13 protein-coding genes and 3 pseudogenes are annotated in these 19,267 nt (G+C 70.0%); 9 read left to right on the forward strand and 7 right to left on the reverse strand.

Annotated features, from left to right (window positions below; genetic code table 11):
- Positions 1–14: 14 nt before the first annotated feature.
- The 6 genes from RUMESO_RS05005 to aroQ all read left to right on the forward strand — a co-directional run bounded on the left by RUMESO_RS05005 (position 15) and on the right by aroQ (position 7,579).
- Positions 15–2,954 (forward strand): 2-oxoglutarate dehydrogenase E1 component, encoded by a 2,940-nt coding sequence (locus RUMESO_RS05005; protein WP_037278575.1) that lies wholly within the window; start codon positions 15–17, stop codon positions 2,952–2,954.
- 5 nt (positions 2,955–2,959) lie between these two features.
- On the forward strand, positions 2,960–4,252 hold the full coding sequence (gene odhB / locus RUMESO_RS05010; RefSeq protein ID WP_037278577.1) for a 2-oxoglutarate dehydrogenase complex dihydrolipoyllysine-residue succinyltransferase: 1,293 nt from the start codon (positions 2,960–2,962) through the stop codon (positions 4,250–4,252).
- 157 nt (positions 4,253–4,409) lie between these two features.
- Positions 4,410–4,574, forward strand: coding sequence for a hypothetical protein (locus RUMESO_RS05015; protein WP_245639151.1), 165 nt, complete (start codon positions 4,410–4,412; stop codon positions 4,572–4,574).
- Positions 4,571–4,960, forward strand: coding sequence for an MAPEG family protein (locus RUMESO_RS05020; protein WP_037278579.1), 390 nt, complete (start codon positions 4,571–4,573; stop codon positions 4,958–4,960). Before RUMESO_RS05015 ends, RUMESO_RS05020 begins: the two co-directional genes overlap by 4 nt.
- 14 nt (positions 4,961–4,974) lie before the next feature.
- Positions 4,975–6,363: a dihydrolipoyl dehydrogenase gene (gene lpdA / locus RUMESO_RS05025; protein ID WP_037278580.1), complete on the forward strand. Its 1,389-nt coding sequence runs from the start codon at positions 4,975–4,977 to the stop codon at positions 6,361–6,363.
- 769 nt (positions 6,364–7,132) lie between these two features.
- On the forward strand, positions 7,133–7,579 hold the full coding sequence (gene aroQ / locus RUMESO_RS05030) for a type II 3-dehydroquinate dehydratase (RefSeq protein ID WP_425414872.1): 447 nt from the start codon (positions 7,133–7,135) through the stop codon (positions 7,577–7,579).
- Here the strand turns inward: aroQ and betA are convergent.
- The 4 genes and pseudogenes from betA to betI form a co-directional block, all read right to left on the reverse strand.
- Positions 7,564–9,247 (reverse strand): annotated as a pseudogene (gene betA / locus RUMESO_RS05035) (choline dehydrogenase). The gene aroQ and the pseudogene betA overlap by 16 nt on opposite strands.
- Before the next feature lie 22 nt (positions 9,248–9,269).
- Positions 9,270–10,724 carry a betaine-aldehyde dehydrogenase gene (gene betB / locus RUMESO_RS05040; RefSeq protein WP_037278584.1) on the reverse strand — a complete coding sequence of 485 codons (1,455 nt, stop codon included), beginning with the start codon at positions 10,722–10,724 and terminating at the stop codon, positions 9,270–9,272.
- A gap of 1 nt (position 10,725) precedes the next feature.
- Positions 10,726–12,236: pseudogene (gene betC / locus RUMESO_RS05045) on the reverse strand (choline-sulfatase).
- A complete protein-coding gene (gene betI, locus RUMESO_RS05050; RefSeq protein WP_037278585.1) occupies positions 12,233–12,808 on the reverse strand; it encodes a choline-binding transcriptional repressor BetI in 576 nt (191 codons plus the stop codon). The pseudogene betC and the gene betI overlap by 4 nt, the downstream one beginning before the upstream one ends.
- Positions 12,809–12,919: 111 nt before the next feature.
- Between betI and choX the strand changes: the two genes are divergently transcribed.
- Genes choX through choV form a run of 3 tightly spaced genes read left to right on the forward strand, consistent with a single transcriptional unit; the run spans position 12,920 to position 15,763 of the window.
- A complete protein-coding gene (choX, locus tag RUMESO_RS05055; protein WP_037278586.1) occupies positions 12,920–13,840 on the forward strand; it encodes a choline ABC transporter substrate-binding protein in 921 nt (306 codons plus the stop codon).
- A 52-nt stretch (positions 13,841–13,892) separates the two neighbouring features.
- The gene (gene choW / locus RUMESO_RS05060) at positions 13,893–14,723 is read left to right on the forward strand and encodes a choline ABC transporter permease subunit (protein ID WP_037278587.1); all 831 of its coding nucleotides are present in this window, start codon (positions 13,893–13,895) and stop codon (positions 14,721–14,723) included.
- The gene (choV, locus tag RUMESO_RS05065; RefSeq protein WP_245639152.1) at positions 14,720–15,763 is read left to right on the forward strand and encodes a choline ABC transporter ATP-binding protein; all 1,044 of its coding nucleotides are present in this window, start codon (positions 14,720–14,722) and stop codon (positions 15,761–15,763) included. Before choW ends, choV begins: the two co-directional genes overlap by 4 nt.
- A gap of 33 nt (positions 15,764–15,796) precedes the next feature.
- Here choV and RUMESO_RS05070 read toward each other — a convergent pair whose 3' ends face one another.
- The 3 genes and pseudogenes from RUMESO_RS05070 to RUMESO_RS05080 form a co-directional block, all read right to left on the reverse strand.
- Positions 15,797–16,546, reverse strand: coding sequence for a YebC/PmpR family DNA-binding transcriptional regulator (locus tag RUMESO_RS05070; RefSeq protein WP_037278588.1), 750 nt, complete (start codon positions 16,544–16,546; stop codon positions 15,797–15,799).
- Positions 16,547–16,621: 75 nt separating this feature from the next.
- Positions 16,622–18,399 (reverse strand): annotated as a pseudogene (locus RUMESO_RS05075) (SLC13 family permease).
- Positions 18,400–18,433: 34 nt separating this feature from the next.
- Entirely contained in the window at positions 18,434–19,246 is an 813-nt protein-coding gene (locus tag RUMESO_RS05080; protein ID WP_037278589.1) for a TIGR00282 family metallophosphoesterase, read from the reverse strand.
- Positions 19,247–19,267: the final 21 nt, after the last annotated feature.

A 19,267-nucleotide genomic window follows, 5' to 3' on the forward strand; every position in this document is an offset into this window, starting at 1 on the left:
CCCGAGGTGACCTCATGACCGACCAGCCCTCCAACGACCAGTTCCGCGCCTCCTCCTTCCTCCAGGGCGCCAATGCCTCCTACGTCGAGGCCCTGCAGGAGAGGTTCCAGCAGGACCCCGCCTCGGTGGACCAGAGCTGGCGCGACTTCTTCGCCGCCCTGCAGGAGCCCGCGCCCGCGCACCCGTCCTGGGCCCGCCCCGACTGGCCGCCCATGCCGGCGGACGAGCTGACCTCGGCCCTCACCGGCCTCTGGCCGACCGAGGGCAAGGCCGCCGGCGACAAGATCAAGGCCAAGGCCGAGGAGAAGGGCGTCGGCCTCACCGACGCCCAGGTCCGCCAGGCGGTGCTCGACTCGCTCCGCGCGCTCATGCTGATCCGCGCCTACCGCATCCGGGGCCACCTCGCCGCCAACCTCGACCCGCTGGGCCTGCGCGACACCGCCCACCACCCCGAGCTTGACCCGGCCTCCTACGGCTTCTCGCCCGCCGACATGGACCGCCCGATCTTCATCGACAACGTGCTCGGGCTCGAGCACGCGTCGATGCGGCAGATCGTGGACCTCGTGCGGCGGACCTACTGCGGCACCTTCGCGCTCCAGTTCATGCACATCTCCGACCCCGCCCAGGCCCAGTGGCTCAAGGAGCGGATCGAGGGCTACGGCAAGGAGATCACCTTCACCCAGAACGGCCGCCGGGCGATCCTCAACAAGCTCGTCGAGGCCGAGGGCTTCGAGAAGTTCCTGCACGTCAAGTACACCGGCACCAAGCGCTTCGGCCTCGACGGCGCCGAGGCGCTGATCCCGGCGATGGAGCAGATCATCAAGCGCGGCGGCGCCCTCGGCGTGGAGGAGATCGTCATCGGGATGCCCCACCGGGGCCGCCTCAACGTCCTCGCCAACGTCCTGAGCAAGCCCTACCGCGCCATCTTCCACGAGTTCCAGGGCGGCTCCTACAAGCCCGACGACGTGGACGGCTCGGGCGACGTGAAGTACCACCTGGGCGCGTCGAGCGACCGGGAGTTCGACGGCAACACCGTCCACCTGTCGCTGACCGCCAACCCCTCGCATCTCGAGGCGGTGAACCCGGTCGTCCTCGGCAAGGCCCGCGCCAAGCAGGACCAGCACGGCGACCCCGACCGCACCCGGGTCCTCTCCGTGCTCCTGCACGGCGACGCGGCCTTCGCGGGCCAGGGCGTCGTGGCGGAATGCTTCGGCCTCTCCGGCCTCAAGGGCCACCGCACCGGCGGCACGATCCACATCGTGGTGAACAACCAGATCGGCTTCACCACCGCGCCCAGCTTCTCGCGCTCCAGCCCCTACCCGACCGACATCGCCCTGATGGTCGAGGCGCCGATCTTCCACGTCAACGGCGACGACCCGGAGGCCGTGGTCCACGCCGCCAAGGTCGCCACCGAGTTCCGCCAGAAGTTCCACAAGGACGCGGTGATCGACATCTTCTGCTACCGCCGGTTCGGCCACAACGAGGGCGACGAGCCCATGTTCACGAACCCGGCGATGTACAACCGGATCAAGAAGCAGAAGACCACGCTCACGCTGTATACCGAACGCCTCGTCCGCGACGGCCTCATCCCCGAGGGGGAGGTCGAGGAGATGAAGGCCCAGTTCCAGGCCCGCCTGAACGAGGACTTCGAGGCCGGCAAGGCCTACAGCCCCAACAAGGCCGACTGGCTCGACGGGCGCTGGTCCCACATCGACCGCCAGAACGACGCCGCCTACGAACGCGGCGACACCGCCATCACGCCCGAGACGCTCGGGGAGATCGGGCGCGCGCTCACCACGGCGCCGGCGGGCTTCGCGCTCCACAAGACGGTGGACCGCCTGCTCGACGCCAAGCGGCAGATGTTCGCCAGCGGAGAGGGCTTCGACTGGGCCACGGGCGAGGCGCTGGCCTTCGGCTCGCTGCTGACCGAGGGCTACCCCGTCCGCCTCTCGGGCCAGGATTCCACGCGCGGCACCTTCTCGCAGCGCCACTCCGCCTTCATCAACCAGGAGACGGAGGAGCGCTACTACCCCCTCAACCACATCCGCGAGGGGCAGGCGCGCTACGAGGTCATCGACTCGATGCTCTCGGAATACGCGGTGCTGGGCTTCGAATACGGCTACTCGCTGAGCGAGCCCAACGCCCTCGTGGCCTGGGAGGCGCAGTTCGGCGACTTCGCCAACGGCGCGCAGATCATGTTCGACCAGTTCATCAGCTCGGGCGAATCCAAGTGGCTGCGGATGAGCGGCCTCGTCATGCTCCTGCCCCACGGCTTCGAGGGCCAGGGGCCCGAGCACTCCTCGGCGCGGCTCGAGCGCTTCCTGCAGCTCTGCGGCAGCGACAACTGGATCGTGGCGAACTGCACGACGCCCGCGAACTACTTCCACATCCTGCGCCGGCAGCTCCACCGCAACTTCCGCAAGCCCCTGGTGCTGATGACGCCCAAGTCGCTCCTGCGGCACAAGCTCGCCGTGTCGAGGGCGGAGGACTTCACCACCGGCTCCAGCTTCCACCGCGTCCTCTGGGACGACGCGCAGAAGGGGAACTCGGCCACGAAGCTGGTGGCCGACGACCAGATCCGTCGCGTCGTCCTCTGCTCGGGCAAGGTCTACTACGACCTGCTGGAGGAGCGGGACGCGCGCGGGATCGACGACATCTACCTCCTGCGCGTCGAGCAGTTCTATCCCTTCCCGGCGCACAGCCTCATCAACGAGCTCGGCCGCTTCAGGAACGCCGACGTCGTGTGGTGCCAGGAGGAGCCCAAGAACCAGGGCGCCTGGAGCTTCATCGAGCCCAACATCGAATGGGTGCTCGGCCGCATCGACGCCACCGCCAAGCGCCCGGCCTACGTGGGCCGCGCCGCCTCGGCGAGCCCCGCGACCGGCCTCGCCTCCTCGCACAAGGCCCAGCAACAGGCGCTCGTGGACGAAGCGCTGACCATCGAAGGAAAGTAAGTCACATGGCCATCGAAGTCCGCGTCCCCGCCCTGGGCGAGAGCGTCACCGAGGCGACCGTCGCCACCTGGTTCAAGAAGCCGGGCGACACGGTCGCCGCCGACGAGATGCTCTGCGAGCTCGAGACCGACAAGGTGACGGTGGAGGTCCCCGCCCCCGCCGCCGGCACCCTGGGCGAGATCGTCGCCGCCGAGGGCACCACGGTCGGCCCCAACGCCCTTCTCGCCACCATCGCGGAAGGCGCCGGCGCCGCACCCGCCAAGGCCGCCGCCCCGGTCGCCGCCGACGTGGCGACCGCGCCGCAGGATTCGCCCGCCACGCACCCGGCGCCCACCGCCGCCCCCTCGGGCCCCGGCGAGTATGGCGGCGAGACCACCTCGCAGGCCGCCGCCCAGTCCGCCCGCTCGGACATCGAGGATGCACCCTCCGCCAAGAAGCTGATGGCCGACCAGGGCCTCTCGCGCGATCAGGTCCAGGGCACCGGCCGCGACGGCCGCGTGATGAAGGAGGACGTGCTCCGCGTCCTCGACGCCCCCAAGCCCGCCGCCCCCGCGCCGGCCCCGCAGGCCCCCCGCGCGCCCACGCCCGCCCAGGACGCCGGCCGCGAGGAGCGGGTCAAGATGACCCGCCTCCGCCAGACCATCGCCCGCCGCCTCAAGGAGGCGCAGAACACCGCGGCGATGCTCACGACCTACAACGAGGCCGACATGAGCGCGATCATGTCCCTCAGGTCCGAGTTCAAGGACGCCTTCGAGAAGAAGCACAAGGTCAAGCTCGGCTTCATGTCCTTCTTCGTGAAGGCCTGCGTCCATGCGCTGCAGGAGGTGCCGGAGGTCAACGCCGAGATCGACGGCGACGAGGTCGTCTACAAGCGCTACGTCCACATGGGCGTCGCCGTGGGCACGCCCACCGGCCTCGTCGTCCCCGTGGTACGCGACGCCCAGGACAAGAGCTTCGCGCAGATCGAGAAGGAGATCGCCGACCTCGGGCTCAAGGCCCGCGACGGCAAGCTCTCGATGGCCGATATGCAGGGCGGCACCTTCACCATCTCGAACGGCGGCGTCTACGGCTCCCTGATGTCCTCGCCGATCCTCAACCCGCCGCAGTCCGGCATCCTCGGGATGCACAAGATCCAGGACCGCCCCGTCGCCCTCGGCGGGCAGGTCGTCATCCGCCCGATGATGTACCTCGCGCTCAGCTACGATCACCGCATCGTCGACGGCAAGGGCGCGGTGACCTTCCTCGTCCGCGTCAAGGAAGCCCTCGAGGACCCGCGCCGGCTGCTGATGGACCTCTGACGGGCCGCGCCCGGAACGCACCCTACATTCCCACCGTAGGGTGCGCTTCAGCGCACCATCGTCAAAGGACCAAGACCCATGATGCAGCTCCTCTGCCAGCTCGACACCAACGACTTCCCGCTGGAAGCGCGACTTCGACGCCGAGTCGACCGACCGGATGGAGGCGGGGCTCTCCCTCCTCCAGATGTGGCGCGACGCCGACTCGCGCAGCGGCGTCTTCCTCCTCTTCGGGGTCAACGACCGCCCCCGGGCGGAAGCGTGGCTCCGCAAGGAGCAGGGCTTCGGCGGCCCCATGCAGGCCCACTTCCTGGAGACCGCATGACGCCCGAGCTCACGGCCCTCGCCGTCGCCGCGCTGATCCAGTACGCCACGCTCGGCACCTTCGGGGCCTTGGCGCGGCGGCAGGGGACGCTCGCCTACCAGGCCACCAACCGCGACGCGCCCTCGCCCCACGCCGGCCCCGCCGCCCGCGCGCAGCGCGCCTTGGCCAACCACGCCGAGAACCTGATCCTCTTCGCGATCGCCGTCATCGTGGTGACGCTCTCGGACCAGGCCACGCGCTTCACCGCGACCTGCGCCTGGCTCTACGTGATCGCCCGCCTCCTCTACGTCCCCGCCTATGTCGCAGGCTATGCGCCCGTCCGGTCGCTGGCCTGGGGCGTGGGCTGGGTCGCGACGCTGCTGATGATCCTGGCAGCCCTCTTCTGACTTCGGAGTCTCCCATGGCCACCTACGACCTTCTCGTGATCGGCGCCGGCCCCGGCGGCTACGTCTGCGCCATCCGGGCCGCGCAGCTCGGCCTCAAGGTCGCGGTGGCCGAGGGGCGGGCGACGCTCGGCGGCACCTGCCTCAACGTCGGCTGCATCCCCTCCAAGGCGCTCCTCCACGCCACGCACGAGCTGCACGAGGCGAACCACAACTTCGGCCGCATGGGCCTCGTGGTGCCGCAGCCCCAGGTCGACTGGGCCCGGATGCTCGCCTACAAGGACGAGGTCATCGGCCAGAACACCACGGGCATCGAGTTCCTGTTCAAGAAGAACAAGATCGACTGGCTCAAGGGCTACGCCTCGATCCCCGCCCCCGGCCAAGTCGCCCTCAACGGCGAGACGCACGAGGCCCGCGCCATCGTCATCGCCTCCGGCTCCCAGGCCAGCACCCTTCCCGGCGTCACGGTCGACGAGGAGGTGGTCGTCACCTCCACCGGCGCGCTCTCCCTCAAGGCGATCCCCCAGAGCATGGTGGTGATCGGCGCCGGCGTGATCGGGCTGGAGATGGGCTCGGTCTACTCGCGCCTCGGCACCGAGGTGACGGTGGTCGAATACCTCGACCAGATCACCCCCGGCATGGACGCCGAGGTCTGCAAGCAGTTCCAGCGCCTCCTCCAGAAGCAGGGCCTGACCTTCGTCCTCGGCACCGCCGTGCAGGGGGTGGAGCGCACCGCCGCCGGCGCGGTCGTCACCCACAAGTCCCGCAAGACGGGGAAGGAGGACCGCCTCGAGGCCGAGGTCGTCCTCGTCGCCACGGGGCGCAAGCCCTTCGTGGACGGCTTGGGCCTCGACGCGCTGGGCGTGCAGATGACCCCCCGCGGCCAGATCGCCACCGACGCCGGCTTCGCCACCAGCGTCCCCGGCCTCTACGCCATCGGCGACGTGCGCGAGGGTCCCATGCTCGCCCACAAGGCCGAGGACGAGGGCGTCGCCGTGGCCGAGATCCTCGCCGGCCAGCACGGCCACGTGAACTACGGCGTGATCCCCGGCGTCATCTACACCACGCCCGAGGTCGCCACCGTCGGCCAGACCGAGGAGCAATTGAAAGCCGAAGGGCGCGCCTACAAGGTCGGCAAGTTCCCCTTCATGGGCAACGGCCGCGCCAAGGCGGTGTTCCAGGGCGAGGGCTTCGTGAAGCTCCTCTCCGACAAGGCGACCGACCGCATCCTCGGCTGCCACATCATCGGCCCCATGGCCGGGGACCTGATCCACGAGGTCGCCGTCGCCATGGAGTTCGGCGCCTCCGCCGAGGACCTCGCCCGCACCTGCCACGCCCACCCCACGTTCAGCGAGGCGGTGCGCGAGGCCGCGCTCGCCTGCGGGGATGGGGCGATCCACGCCTGACCTCGGTGTCGCCCCGTAGGGCGCGTGCTCGCGCGCACCGCGCCGGCGGCCCTGATTCGGCCCCAGGGCCGGTGTCTGCGGGCACGCCGCCGACAGGGCGACGCAACACCCTGCCCGGGCAACTTCCGCTCTGGCATCAACCCCTTACCCCCGGGGTGTTGCGTCGCCCCACCCCCCAACGAACGCCCCGTTCACCATTCGTTAACCCCACCCCGGCACCCTGGACCGCGAGGACAGGTGCATCCCTCCGACGCGCCCTCCCCCCGGCCCCAGACCACCCCCGCCCGCAAGGGCACGCATCAGGGTGCAGGCCGGACGGGAGGCGCCGAGGGGGCCTGCACCCTCGGACGCTGGCCCAGGGACGGTCGGCCGCGCTCCGGGGTTCCCGCCCGACCGTCCGGCCCGGAGCCGCTTGCGGGACATTGCTCTCCCGCTCTCGGAAAGGCACGTCCGGGCTGGGTCTGCATGGCCCGTGCTCTTTGAGGGACCAAGCGTGCCGACGCCCCACTGGGAGATGCCCCTGCCCGTCGCGAGACGCCGCAGGTCGTCGCAAAGACCCAGCCGCCGCGTGCCGAAGCACGCCTTCCGCGCCGTGGACTGGCAATCCCGGCGCGGCGCTCGGGTACGACAGGGGCGCGCATGCACCCGCAGCCTCCGTAACGGCCCGAGCCGGGCGCCGCCGCCACGCTTCCCCGCGTGGGCGCCCGCCCCGGCTTTCCCCTTCCGCCGCGACAGGGCACAACTCCATCGTCCACGACGGAAGCGCATGATGCCCCTGGTCCTGATCCTCAACGGCCCGAACCTGAACCTTCTCGGCCAGCGCCAGCCCGAGATCTACGGCCGCGAGACCCTCGCCGACGTGGACCGCGACTGCGCCGCCCTCGGGCAGAGCCTCGGACTCGACACCAGCCTCCGCCAGTCCAACCACGAGGGCCAGATCGTCGACTGGATCCACGAGGCCCGGGACAGGGCCCAGGCCATCGTCATCAACCCCGGCGCCCTGACCCACACGAGCGTTGCCATCCTCGACGCCCTGAACGCCTTCGAGGGCCCGGTAATCGAGGTCCACATCTCCAACGTCCACAAGCGCGAGAGCTTCCGCCACCACAGCTACGTGTCGCTGCGCGCCGACGGCATCATCGTCGGCTGCGGGACGCAGGGCTACCAGCTCGCCCTGCGCCGGATCGCGGCGCTGCTGGGCTACTCCGCCGCCTGAGTCGTCACGCGCGGCACCGGCCGCTGCGCCGCCCGCCAATCCGGGTCGATCCAGGGCTCCCGCTCCTCGCGCGGCAGGACTCGCCCGAGGATGTGGTCCGAGGCCTTCTCCCCCGTCATGATCGACGGCGCGTTGAGGTTGCCGTTAGTCACGCGCGGGAAGATCGAGCTGTCGGCCACCCGCAGCCCCTCGACCCCGATCACCCGGCACTCCGGGTCCACGACCGACATGGGGTCGTCCACGGCCCCCATCCGGCAGGTCCCGCAGGGGTGATAGGCGCTCTCGACGTGCTCGCGGATTGCCTCGTCCAGCGCCGCGTCCGACTGCACGCCCTCGCCCGGCAGGATCTCCGGCCCCGCGAAGTCGCGGAACGCCTCCTGCCCGAAGATGTCGCGGGTGAGCCGGATGCAGGCCCGGAAGTCGCGCCAGTCCTCCTCCCGGCTCATGTAGTTGAAGAGGATGCGGGGCGAGGCCGCCGGGTCGGGCGACCGCAGGGTCACGCTTCCCCGCGACGGCGACCGCATCGGCCCCACATGCGCCTGGAACCCGTGCCCCTGCGCCACCGCCCGCCCGTCGTAGCGCACCGCGATGGGAAGGAAGTGGAACTGGATGTCCGGGTAGTCGACCCCGGCGCGCGACCGGATGAAGGCCCCCGCCTCGAACTGGTTCGACGCCCCGAGCCCCTGCCCGGTGAAGAGCCATCGCGCGCCCACCAGAGCCTTGCCCCAGAGGTTCCAGTACCGGAACAGCGACACGGGCTTGGTCGCGGCGCGCTGGACGTAGATCTCCAAGTGGTCCTGCAGGTTCCGCCCCACGCCGGGCCGGTCGGCCACCACGGGCACGCCCATCTCGCGCAGATGCTCCCCGGGCCCCACGCCCGACAGCATCAGCAGCTTCGGCGAGTTGATGGAGGACGACGCGACGATCACCTCCCGCCGCGCCATCACCTTCTGGAGCCCGTTGTAGCTGTCGATCTCGACGCCCTTGGCGCGACCGTCCTCGATGATGATCCGCCGCGCGATCCCCTTCACGAGGTCGCAGTTGGGCCGCCGCAGCGCGGGTCGCAGATAGGCGAAGGCCGCCGACCAGCGCCGCCCGGCCCAGATCGTCGCCTCCATGGGCCCGAAGCCCTCCTGCTGGAGGCCGTTCGGGTCCTCGGTCACCGGATAGCCCGCCTCCTGCCCGGCCTTGAGGAAGGCCTGCGCCAGCGGGTTGTCGCAGGGGCCGCGCGTGATGTGCAGCGGCCCGTCATGCCCCCGCCAGGAGGGATCGCCCGTCCGCCCGTGCCAGTGCTCCATCCGCCGGAAGTAGGGCAGCACGTCGGCGTAGGACCAGCCCGTGGCCCCGGCCTGCTCCCAATGGTCGTAGTCCTTGGCGTGCCCCCGGACGTAGACCATGCCGTTGATCGAGGACGACCCGCCGATCACCTTGCCGCGCGGCGTCGCCAGCACCCGCCCGCCCAGATGCGGCTCGGGCTCGGTGCGGAAGCCCCAGTCGTAGCGGGCCATGTTCATGGGATAGCTCAGCGCCGCCGGCATCCGGATGAAGGGTCCCCCAGTCCGAGCCCCCCGCCTCGATGATGAGGACCGAATGCCCCGCCTCCGACAGGCGGTAGGCCATGGCGCAGCCGGCGCTGCCCGCACCGACGATGACGTAATCGGCTTCCATCAGGGGCCCTCCCTTTGCGCTGTCAGAAGGGCGCCCAGGCCGGCCCCATGCCGACATAGACGGACTTCAGTTGCGAATAGTGCTCGATGGCCGCATGGCCGTTCTCGCGCCCGATGCCGGACCGCTTCATGCCGCCGAAGGGCGCCTCGACTGGCGTCAGGTTGTAGGCGTTGATGAAGCAGGTCCCGACCTCGAACCCCGCCGCCATCCGGTGCCCGCGCGACAGGTCCCGCGTGAACACCCCGGCCGCGAGCCCGAACTCGGTGGCGTTGGCCCGCGCCAGCACCTCCTCCTCGGAGTCGAAGTCCAGCACCGACATGACGGGACCGAAGATCTCGTCCCGCGCGATGGCCATGCCGTCGGTGACGTCCGCGAAGACGGTGGGCTCGATCCAGAACCCGGGCCGGTTGAGCCTGCGCCCGCCCGCCACGAGCCGCGCGCCCTCCTCCAGCCCCTTCGCGATGAACCCCTCGACGATCTCGCGCTGGCGCTGCGACACCATCGGCCCGAAGTTGGTCCGCTCGTCCAGCGGATCGTCCATGACCACGCCCTTCAGCCGCTCCGAAAGCCGCCCCAGAAAGTCGTCCTTGATCCCCCGCTGCACGAAGACCCGCGTCCCGTTCGAGCAGACCTGCCCGGTCGAGTAGAAGTTCCCCAGGATCGCCCCCGACACGGCGCTGTCGAGGTCCGCATCCTCGAACACGATCAGCGGCGACTTGCCCCCGAGCTCCAGCGTGACGTGCTTCATGCCCTTGGCGGCGGCCTCGTAGACCTTGGTCCCCGTCGGCACCGACCCGGTGATCGACACCTTCGCCACCCGCGGATCATTGATGAGCGCCGCGCCCACCGCCCCCATCCCCTGCACGACGTTGTAGAGGCCCGCAGGCGCCCCGGCCTCCATCAGGATCTCCGCCAGCCTGAGCGCGCCCAACGGCGTCGTCTCGCTCGGCTTGAACACCATCGCGTTCCCGCAGGCGAGCGCCGGCGCTCCCTTCCAGGCCGCGATCTGGGTCGGATAGTTCCAGGCCCCGATGCCCACGCAGACGCCCAGCGGCTCGCGCCGCGTGTAGACGAAGTCGCCCCCGAGCTGGATGTGCTCGCCCGACAGCGTGGCCGCCAGCCCGCCGAAGTACTCGAGCGCGTCCGCCGCGCTCATGGCGTCGGCCACCAGCGTCTCGGACAGCGGCTTGCCGGTGTCGTAGGTCTCCAGCACGGACAGGTCCCGGTTCCGCTTCCGGATCAGGTCCGCCGCCCGCCGCAGCACCCGCCCGCGCTCGACGCCGCGCAGAGCCGCCCACTCCTTCTGCGCCCGCTCGGCCGAGGCCAGCGCCTCCTCGATCACCGAAGGCGTCGCCGCATGAACGGTCGCGATGACCTCCCCGGTCGCCGGGTAGATCACCGGGATCGCCTCGCCGCTCGCGTCCTCGCGCCAGGCGCCGTTCACGAAGTGGCTGGCCTTGGGCTGCGTCTCGGTCATGTCATTCGCCCCTCGGGAAGCGCTGGTTCTCCTCCAGCACGTTGAGGTCCATGTGGTTGCGCATGTATCGCTCGGACGCCTGCCGCAGCGGCTGGAAGTCCCAAGGGAAATAGGCCCCGTTCCGCAGCGCCTCGTAGACGACCCAGCGCCGCGCCTGGCTCTCGCGCACCTCGGCGTCGTAGGCCTTCAGGTCCCAGCGCGCATCGGCCAGCGCCCGGAGCCGAGCCAGCGTCTCGGCATGACCCGGATCGCCCGCGAGGTTGGTCAGCTCCCTCGGATCGGCGTCGAGGTCGAACAGCATCTCCGGGTCGAGCTCGCAGCGGACGTACTTCCACCGCCCGTCCCGGATCGCCACCAGCGGCGCCTCCGACGCCTCCGCCGCATACTCCATCGGCACCGGCCCCCGCTCCGCCCCGCCCACGACGGGGACCAGCGACACCCCGTCCGTCCAGGGCGCCACCCCGTCCATCGACACCCCCGCGAGGTCGCAGAGCGTCGGACAGAGGTCGATCGTGCTCACCGGCGTGTCCACCCGGCCGGCCGTCAGCCCCGGCGCCGCGATCATCAGCGGCACGGCGGCGGAGTGGTCGAAGAAGTTCATCTTGAACCACATCCCGCGCTCGCCCAGCATGTCGCCGTGATCGGACAGGAAGACGACGATGGCCTTCTGCCGCGTCGCCTCCAGCACCGCCAGGATTTCCCCGATCTTGTCGTCCACGTAGGAGATGTTGGCGAAGTAGGCCCGCCGCGCCCGCCGCACCATCTCGGGCGTGATCTCGGAGCTGCGCCAGTCGGACGCATCCATGATCCGCTTGGAATGCGGGTCCATGTCTTCATACGGAATGGGCGCCACCTCCGGCTCGAGATGCTCGCAATCCTCGTAGAGGTCCCAGTACGTCCGCCGCGCGACGTAGGGGGGGTCGGTGCGGATGCGTGAAGCTCGCCGTCAGGCACCAGGGCCGGGGGATCGTGGCCACGCGACAGGTCGTAGAGCTTCTGGACGGCGTTATGCGCCACCTCGTCGTCGTATTCGTACTGGTTGGTGATCTCCGCCACCCCGGCCCCCGAGACGGAGCCGAGGTTGTGATACCACCAGTCGATCCGCTCGCCGGGCTTGCGGTAGTCCGGCGTCCAGCCGAAGTCGGCCGGGTAGATGTCCGTCGTCAGCCGCTGCTCCAGCCCGTGGAGCTGGTCCGGCCCGACGAAATGCATCTTCCCCGACAGCGCCGTCTGGTAGCCCGCCCGCCGCAGGTGGTGGGCGAAGGTCGGCACCGAGGAGGTGAACTCGGCCGCGTTGTCGTAAACCCGCGTGCGGCGCGGCAACTGCCCCGACATGACCGAGGCCCGCGCCGGCGCGCAGAGCGGCGAGCCCGTGTAGGTATTGGCGAACCGCGCCGACCGCTGGGCCAGTCGCTTCAGGTTCGGCGCATGCAGCCAGTCGGCCGGCCCGTCGGGGAACAAGGGCCCCGCGAGCTGGTCCACCATGAGGATCAAGATGTTCGGACGGGTCACTCCCCGACCTCCTTCGCCAAGTAGTCAAGAACGAGCGCCGTCGCCGCCTTGCGGTCCGGCGCCTTGGTGGCCAGGGCCTGCCGCAGGTAGACCCCGTCGATCAGCGCCCCGAGCCCCTCGGACACGGCATTGGCCCGCTCGCCCACCAGCGGCCGCAGGTCGTGGACGAGGTTCGACCGGAGCCGCTTGTGGTAGACCGCGAGAAGACGCCGCGCCTCAGGCATGGTCTGCGCCAGGACGTAGAAGTTGAGCCAGGCCGCGATGCTCTCCCGCCGGAAGGACGCGGCCGAGAAGCTCGCCTGGACGATGGCCTCGACCCGGTCGCGGGGCGCCTCGGCGGTGGCCAGCGCGCCCCGCACCTCAGCCCCGAAGACGGTGAGCACGTGGCGCATGGCGGCGACGAAGATCGCCTCCTTGGAGCCGAAGTAGTGATGCGCCAGCGCCGAGGAGACCCCCGCCCGGCCCGCGATCTGGGCGACGGTCACCTCCAGCGATCCGGCGCGGGCGACCTCCTGGATGGTTGCCTTGACGATCGCCGCCCGTCGGATAGGCTCCGCCGCATGTCGCGCCATGGCTTCCCTCGCGAAAAAAGGCTTGCCATCTCGCAATATCGGGTCGTTAATTGACTCGTCAATCAAGAAACGGCGGGGCGACGCCCCCGCGCCCATAGGGAGACACCATCGATGACCCTGCGCACGAGCCTGAGCGCCCTCGCGCTCCTTGCCGTGGCCGCCCCGGCCCTGGCTCAGGAGGCCTGCACCTCCGTCAGCCTCTCGGACGTGGGCTGGACCGACATCACCTCCACCACCTCGGCCGCCAAGCAGGTGCTGGAGGCTCTCGGCTACGACGTGGACGTGCAGGTCCTGGGCGTGCCCGTCACCTTCGAGGCGCTCTCGACCGGCGACATCGACGTGTTCCTCGGCAACTGGATGCCCTCGCAGACCGCCGCCATCCAGAGCTACCTCGACGAGGGCTCAATCGAGACGCTGGGCATGAACCTCGAAGGCACCAAGTACAACCTCGCGGTGCCCGCCTATCTCTACGACCAGGGCCTCCACACCTACGAGGACCTGCCCAAGTTCAAGGACGCGCTGAACAGCGAGATCTACGGCATCGAGCCCGGCAACGAGGCCAACACCTACCTCATCGGCCTGACCGAGGCCGGCGGGACCCTTGAGGGCTTCACCATCGTGGAAAGCTCCGAGCAGGGGATGCTCGCCCAGGTCAAGAGCGCGGTCGAGTCCGAGGCGCCGGTCGTCTTCCTCGGCTGGGAGCCGCACCCGATGAACTCCAACTTCCCGCTCAAGTACCTGGAAGGCGGCGAGGACTTCTTCGGCGGCCAGGGCAACGTCTACACCGTGACCCGCAAGGGCTTCGCGGCCGATTGCCCGAACGTGGCCAAGCTCCTGACCAACATGCACTTCACGCTGCCCATGGAGAACGAGATGATGGGCGCCATCCTCGACGAGGGGAAGGACCCCGACACCGCCGTCAAGGACTGGCTGGTCGCCCACCCCGAGACCATCGACCCCTGGCTCGACGGCGTGACCACGGTGGACGGCGGCGATGGCCTCGCGGCCGTGAAGTCGGCCCTGGGCCTCTGATCCCGGCGCGGCCCCCGGTCGATCCGGGGGCCGCCCGCCCTGGAGGGTGCGCATGGACTGGCTGACGACCAAGATCCCCGTGGGCCGATGGGCGGCCGACCTCTTCGACTGGATCCAGACCAACGGGCGCGGCGTCGTCCGCCCGGTCAAGGCGGCGGTCCAGGCCTTCGTGGACGCGGTCGAGTGGCTCCTGCAGCTCCCGCACCCCCTTCTCCTCATCGCCATCTTCGTGGCGATCACCTGGCTTCTCCAGCGCTCCTGGAAGACCTGCCTCCTCGTCCTGCTCGGCCTCCTCTACATCCTGAACCAGGGCTACTGGGAGGCGACGACGCAGACCCTGGCGCTGGTGCTCGCCTCCTGCGTGGTCTGCATGGGGGTGGGCGTCCCGCTCGGCATCGCCGCCGCGCACCGGCCCTGGCTCTACACCTGGATGCAGCCGATCCTCGACCTCATGCAGACGCTGCCGAGCTTCGTCTACCTGATCCCGGCCATCGTGCTCTTCGGCCTCAAGGCCGTGCCGGCGCTGGTGGCGACCGTCATCTTCGTGCTGCCCGCGCCGATCCGCCTCACCCGGCTCGGCATCGCCTCGACGCCGCAGTCCCTCCTCGAGGCGGCCGAGGCCTTCGGGGCCACGCCGCGCCAGAAGCTCTGGAAGGTCGAATTGCCCTACGCCCTCCCGCAGATCATGGCGGGCCTCAACCAGACGATCATGCTGTCGCTCTCCATGGTGGTGATCGCGGCGCTGGTCGGCGCGGCGGGCCTCGGCACCCCGGTCGTCCGCGCGCTGGGCACCGTCAACTCCGAACTCGGCTTCGAGTCCGGGTTCGTCATCGTCGTCGTGGCCATCGTCCTCGACCGGATGCTGAGGTTCGGGCACCAATGATGGAACAGACCCACGTCCCCGACCCCGCCGTCGTCTTCGACCACGTCAACATCGTCTTCGGCGACCACCCCGAGCGCGCGCTGCCCCTCATGGACCGGGGCGAGAGCCGCTCCGACATCCAGCGCCAGACCGGCCAGGTCCTAGGCGTCCACGAATGCTCGCTGGAGGTGGCCGAGGGCGAGATCCTCGTGCTCATGGGCCTCTCGGGCTCGGGCAAGTCCACGCTGCTGCGCGCCGTGAACGGCCTCAATCCGGTGGTCCGGGGCGACGTCCGGGTCCGCACCGACGGCAAGCTCGCCTCCGTCACCAAGGCCGACCCCGTCACGCTCCGCAATATCCGGCAGCGGACCGTTGCCATGGTCTTCCAGCAGTTCGGCCTGCTGCCCTGGCGGACGGTGCGCGACAACGTCGGCCTTGGGCTGGAGCTGCGCGGCCAGACCAAGGCCGAGCGCATGGCCCGCGTCGAGGAGGAGCTCAGGCTCGTCAACCTCGCCGAGCGGGCCGACGCCCTGGTGGGCGAGCTCTCGGGCGGGATGCAGCAGCGCGTGGGCCTCGCCCGCGCCTTCGCCACCGACGCCCCGGTCCTGCTGATGGACGAGCCCTTCTCGGCGCTCGACCCCCTCATCCGCAACCGCCTGCAGGACGAGCTCCTGGCGCTGCAGGCCAGGCGGGGCCGGACGATCATCTTCGTGAGCCACGACCTCGACGAGGCCTTCAAGCTCGGCAACCGGATCGCCATCATGGAGGGCGGGCGGATCGTCCAGTGCGGCACGCCCCGCGACATCTTCCGCGCGCCGGCCACGCCCTACGTCGCCGACTTCGTGGCGCACATGAACCCGCTCGGCGTCCTGCGCGCCCGCGACGTCATGGTGGCGCCGAACGGCCAGCTCCCGCAGGGCGAGATCGCGCCCGACGCCGACATCCGCAGCGTCATGGTCCAGCTCAAGAGCGGCCCCCTCGCGGTGCGCGAGGATGGGGCCGTGCTGGGCCACGTCACCTCGGACGGAGTGCTGGCCCGGCTGCTCGACCCCCGGGCCTGAGACGCGCGCCGGGCCAAGGCCCGGCGACCGGCGTCACGAGGCGGCGTAGGCCGCCATGACGTCCTCGGACGCCTCCATGTTGGTCGTCACCGACTGCACGTCGTCGTCCTCCTCGAGGACCTCGACGAGGCGCATGAGCTTGTCGAAGGCCTCGCCCTCGATGGGCGTCGTCACCTTGGGCCGCCAGACGAACTTGGCCGTCTCGCTCTCGCCCAGGGACTGCTCCAGCGCCGCAGAGACGGTGCCGAGGTCGTCCTCGCCGGTGGTGATCCAGTGGCCTTCCTCGTCGGTCTCGACGTCCTCGGCCCCGGCCTCCAGCGCCGCTATCATCACCGTGTCGGCATCGCCGGCTTCGGGCTTGTAGAAGATCTCGCCCTTGCGCTCGAACTGGAAGGAGACCGAGTTGGTCTCGCCCAGGTTGCCGCCGTTCTTGCCGAAGGTGCTGCGGACGTTCGACGCGGTGCGATTGCGGTTGTCGGTCAGCGCCTCGACGATCACGGCCACGCCGCCGGGACCGTAGCCCTCGTAGCGGATGTTCTCGTAATCTCCCGCGTCGCCGCCCTGCGACTTCTTGATCGCGCGGTCGATCACGTCACGGGGCATGGAGCTGGCGCGGGCCTCCTTGACCGCCAGGCGCAGGCGCGGGTTCTTCTCGGGGTCCGGGTCCCCCATCTTGGCCGCGACGGTGATCTCCTTGGCGAGCTTGGAGAACAGGCGCGAGCGGATCGCGTCCTGCTTGCCCTTGCGGTGCTGGATGTTGGCCCATTTGGAATGGCCGGCCATGGGCGTCGTCTCCCGAGTGTGCGAATGATCGCGCCCCTGTATCCCAAGCCCCGCCAGGGGGGCAAGGGTGGGGGCTCAAAGGCTCCAGATCAGCGGGATCACGAGGCTCGCCACCACCCCCGCGAGGACGTTGAGCGGGATGCCGACCTTGAGGAAGTCCGAGAACTTGTAGCCGCCCGGACCGTAGACCAGCAGGTTGCACTGATAGCCGATGGGCGTCGCGAAGCCGAAGGACGCGCCCATCATCACCGCGATCAGCACCGGCCGGGGGTCGAGCCCGAGGGTCTTGGCCAAGCCGATCGCCACCGGCGTCACCACCACCGCCACGGCGTTGTTGCTCAGAAGCTCGGTCAGCAGCGAGCAGAGCGCGTAGATCGCGAAGATCGTCAGCACCGGGTTCCAGCCCTGCATCCAGGGCGCCACGCCGTTCACGATCAGCTCCACCGCCCCGACTGCTCCAGCCCCTCCCCCACCGCGAGCATTGCGAAGAGCATGGCGAGGAGCTGGCCGTCGATGAAGCCGAAAGCCTCGTCCGAGTCGATGCAGCCGGTCACGAGCACGACCGCCACGCCGAGGAAGGCCAGGATCTCGATGGGCGCGACCTCGAAGGCCGACAGGAGCACGACCGTGGCCATGACCGCGATCACGATGGGCGCATGATTGCGCCGGTAGGCGCGCTGCGTCGGATGCGCGATGTCGACGAGGTTCATGTCCTGCGCCAGCCGCTGGATGTCCTCGGATGCGCCCTCGAGGAGGAGCGTGTCCCCGGGCCGGATCACCACGTCGTCGAGCTGGCTGCCGAAGTTCTTGTCGCGGCGATGGACGGCGAGCGGATAGACCCCGTAACGGCGGCGCAGGCGCAGGTCGCCCAGGCGCCGCCCGACCATCCGGCAATCGGCCGCGATCAGCGCCTCCACGGTCGAGGTCGGCACCGAGGAGAGCTGGTCCACCCGCCGCAGGGACTTGTCGCGCTGGAGCGTCAGGAGCTCGGTCATCGCGGTCCGCAGCACCACGCGGTCGCCCGCCTGGAGCGTCACGTGCTCGAAGTCGCGGCGGAGCGAGGCATCGCCCCGGATCACGTCGATGAGCCGCACCCCCTCGCGCTGGAAGAGCTGCACGCCCAGCACCTCGCGCCCGACGAGGTTGCTCTCCTCCGGGATCACGACCTCGGTGAAGTAGCGCATCCGCGAGCGGTCGGTCAGGAAGTCGGTCATGCTCTTGCGCTCGGGCAGGAGCTTGGGGCCGAGCAGCGCGAGGTAGAGCATCCCGGCGATGGCCACCGGAATGCCCACCGGCGACATCTCGAAGATGTGGAAGGGCTCGAGCCCCGCGTCGGCCGCGACCCCCGCCACCACGAGGTTCGTCGAGGTCCCGATCAGCGTGACGCAGCCGCCGAGCAGGGTGAGGTAGCTCAGCGGGATCATCAGCTTGGACGGGGCGACGCTCATCTGTCGCGAGAGCTGGATGAAGACCGGCAGCATCACCACCACGATGGGCGTGTTGTTGACGAAGGCGGAGGTGGCCACGATCCCCGCGCAGATCAGTCCCAGGGTGAGCCTCGGCCTCTCCTGGACATGGCGGGCGGCATAGCCGCCGATGAAATCGAGCCCCCCGGTCCGCACCAATGCGCCCACCAGGATCAGCATGGCGACGATGGTCCAGGGCGCGCTGTTCGAGAAGACGTCGAGCACGCCGTCCGTCGGCAGCACGCCGGTGACCACCAGCGCCGCCGCGCCGACGATGGCCACGACCTCGACGGGGAACTTCTCCCACATGAAGGCCAGGAACATCAGCAGCATGATGGCGATGGCGGCCCAGGGCTGCATCTCCGCCGGGACGGCGAGTCCGAACATTCAGGACCTCATGACAGGCAAGGACGGGCGGAGGTCAGGGTCGCGCCTCGGGAAGGCGACCGCCGACGCGGACGGGAACGGCGCGGGTGGCGCGGCCCGTCCGGTCCTCGGTCTCGACATAGAGGCCCGAAAGGGTCGCCTCGCCCAAGGCGGGGGTGAAGCGGTCGCGGCCCATGCCGGTGATGAACCGGCGCATGGGCTCCTCCTTCTGCATCCCGATGACCGAGTCGTAGTCGCCGCACATCCCGGCGTCGGTCTGGTAGGCGGTGCCGTTCGCGTGGATCACCACGTCGGCGGTCGGCACATGGGTGTGGGTCCCCACGACGATGCTGGCCCGCCCGTCGCAGAAGTGGCCCATGGCCATCTTCTCGCTGGTGGCCTCGGCGTGCATGTCGACGAGGCTCGCCTGCACGAGGCCGCCCCGGGGATGCGCCCGCAGCACGGCGTCCACGGCCGAGAATGGATCGTCGAAAGGCCGCTTCATGAAGACCTGCCCCAGGACCTGCGCCACGAGCACCTTGCGCCCGCCCGGCACGTCGTAGACCCGATGCCCACGCCCCGGCGCCCCCTTGGCGTAGTTGAGGGGCCGGATCACCCGTGGCTCCTGCTCGATGAACTGGAGCATGTCCTTCTGGTCGAAGGCATGGTCGCCCAAGGTCAGCACGTCGGCCCCGGCAGCCAGGAGCGCCCGCGCGTGCTCGGGCGTCAGCCCCATGCCGCCCGAGGCGTTCTCGCCATTGACCACCACGAAGTCGAGCCGCCACTCGGCCCGCAGCGCGGGGAGCCGCTCGGCGACCGCGGAGCGGCCTGCGCGGCCCATGACGTCGCCCAGGAACAGAAGCCTCATGGCCAAGGTGCTTAGGGGCCT

The sequence above is a fragment of the Rubellimicrobium mesophilum DSM 19309 genome, assembly GCF_000600335.2.
In the GTDB taxonomy this organism is placed as follows: domain Bacteria; phylum Pseudomonadota; class Alphaproteobacteria; order Rhodobacterales; family Rhodobacteraceae; genus Rubellimicrobium; species Rubellimicrobium mesophilum.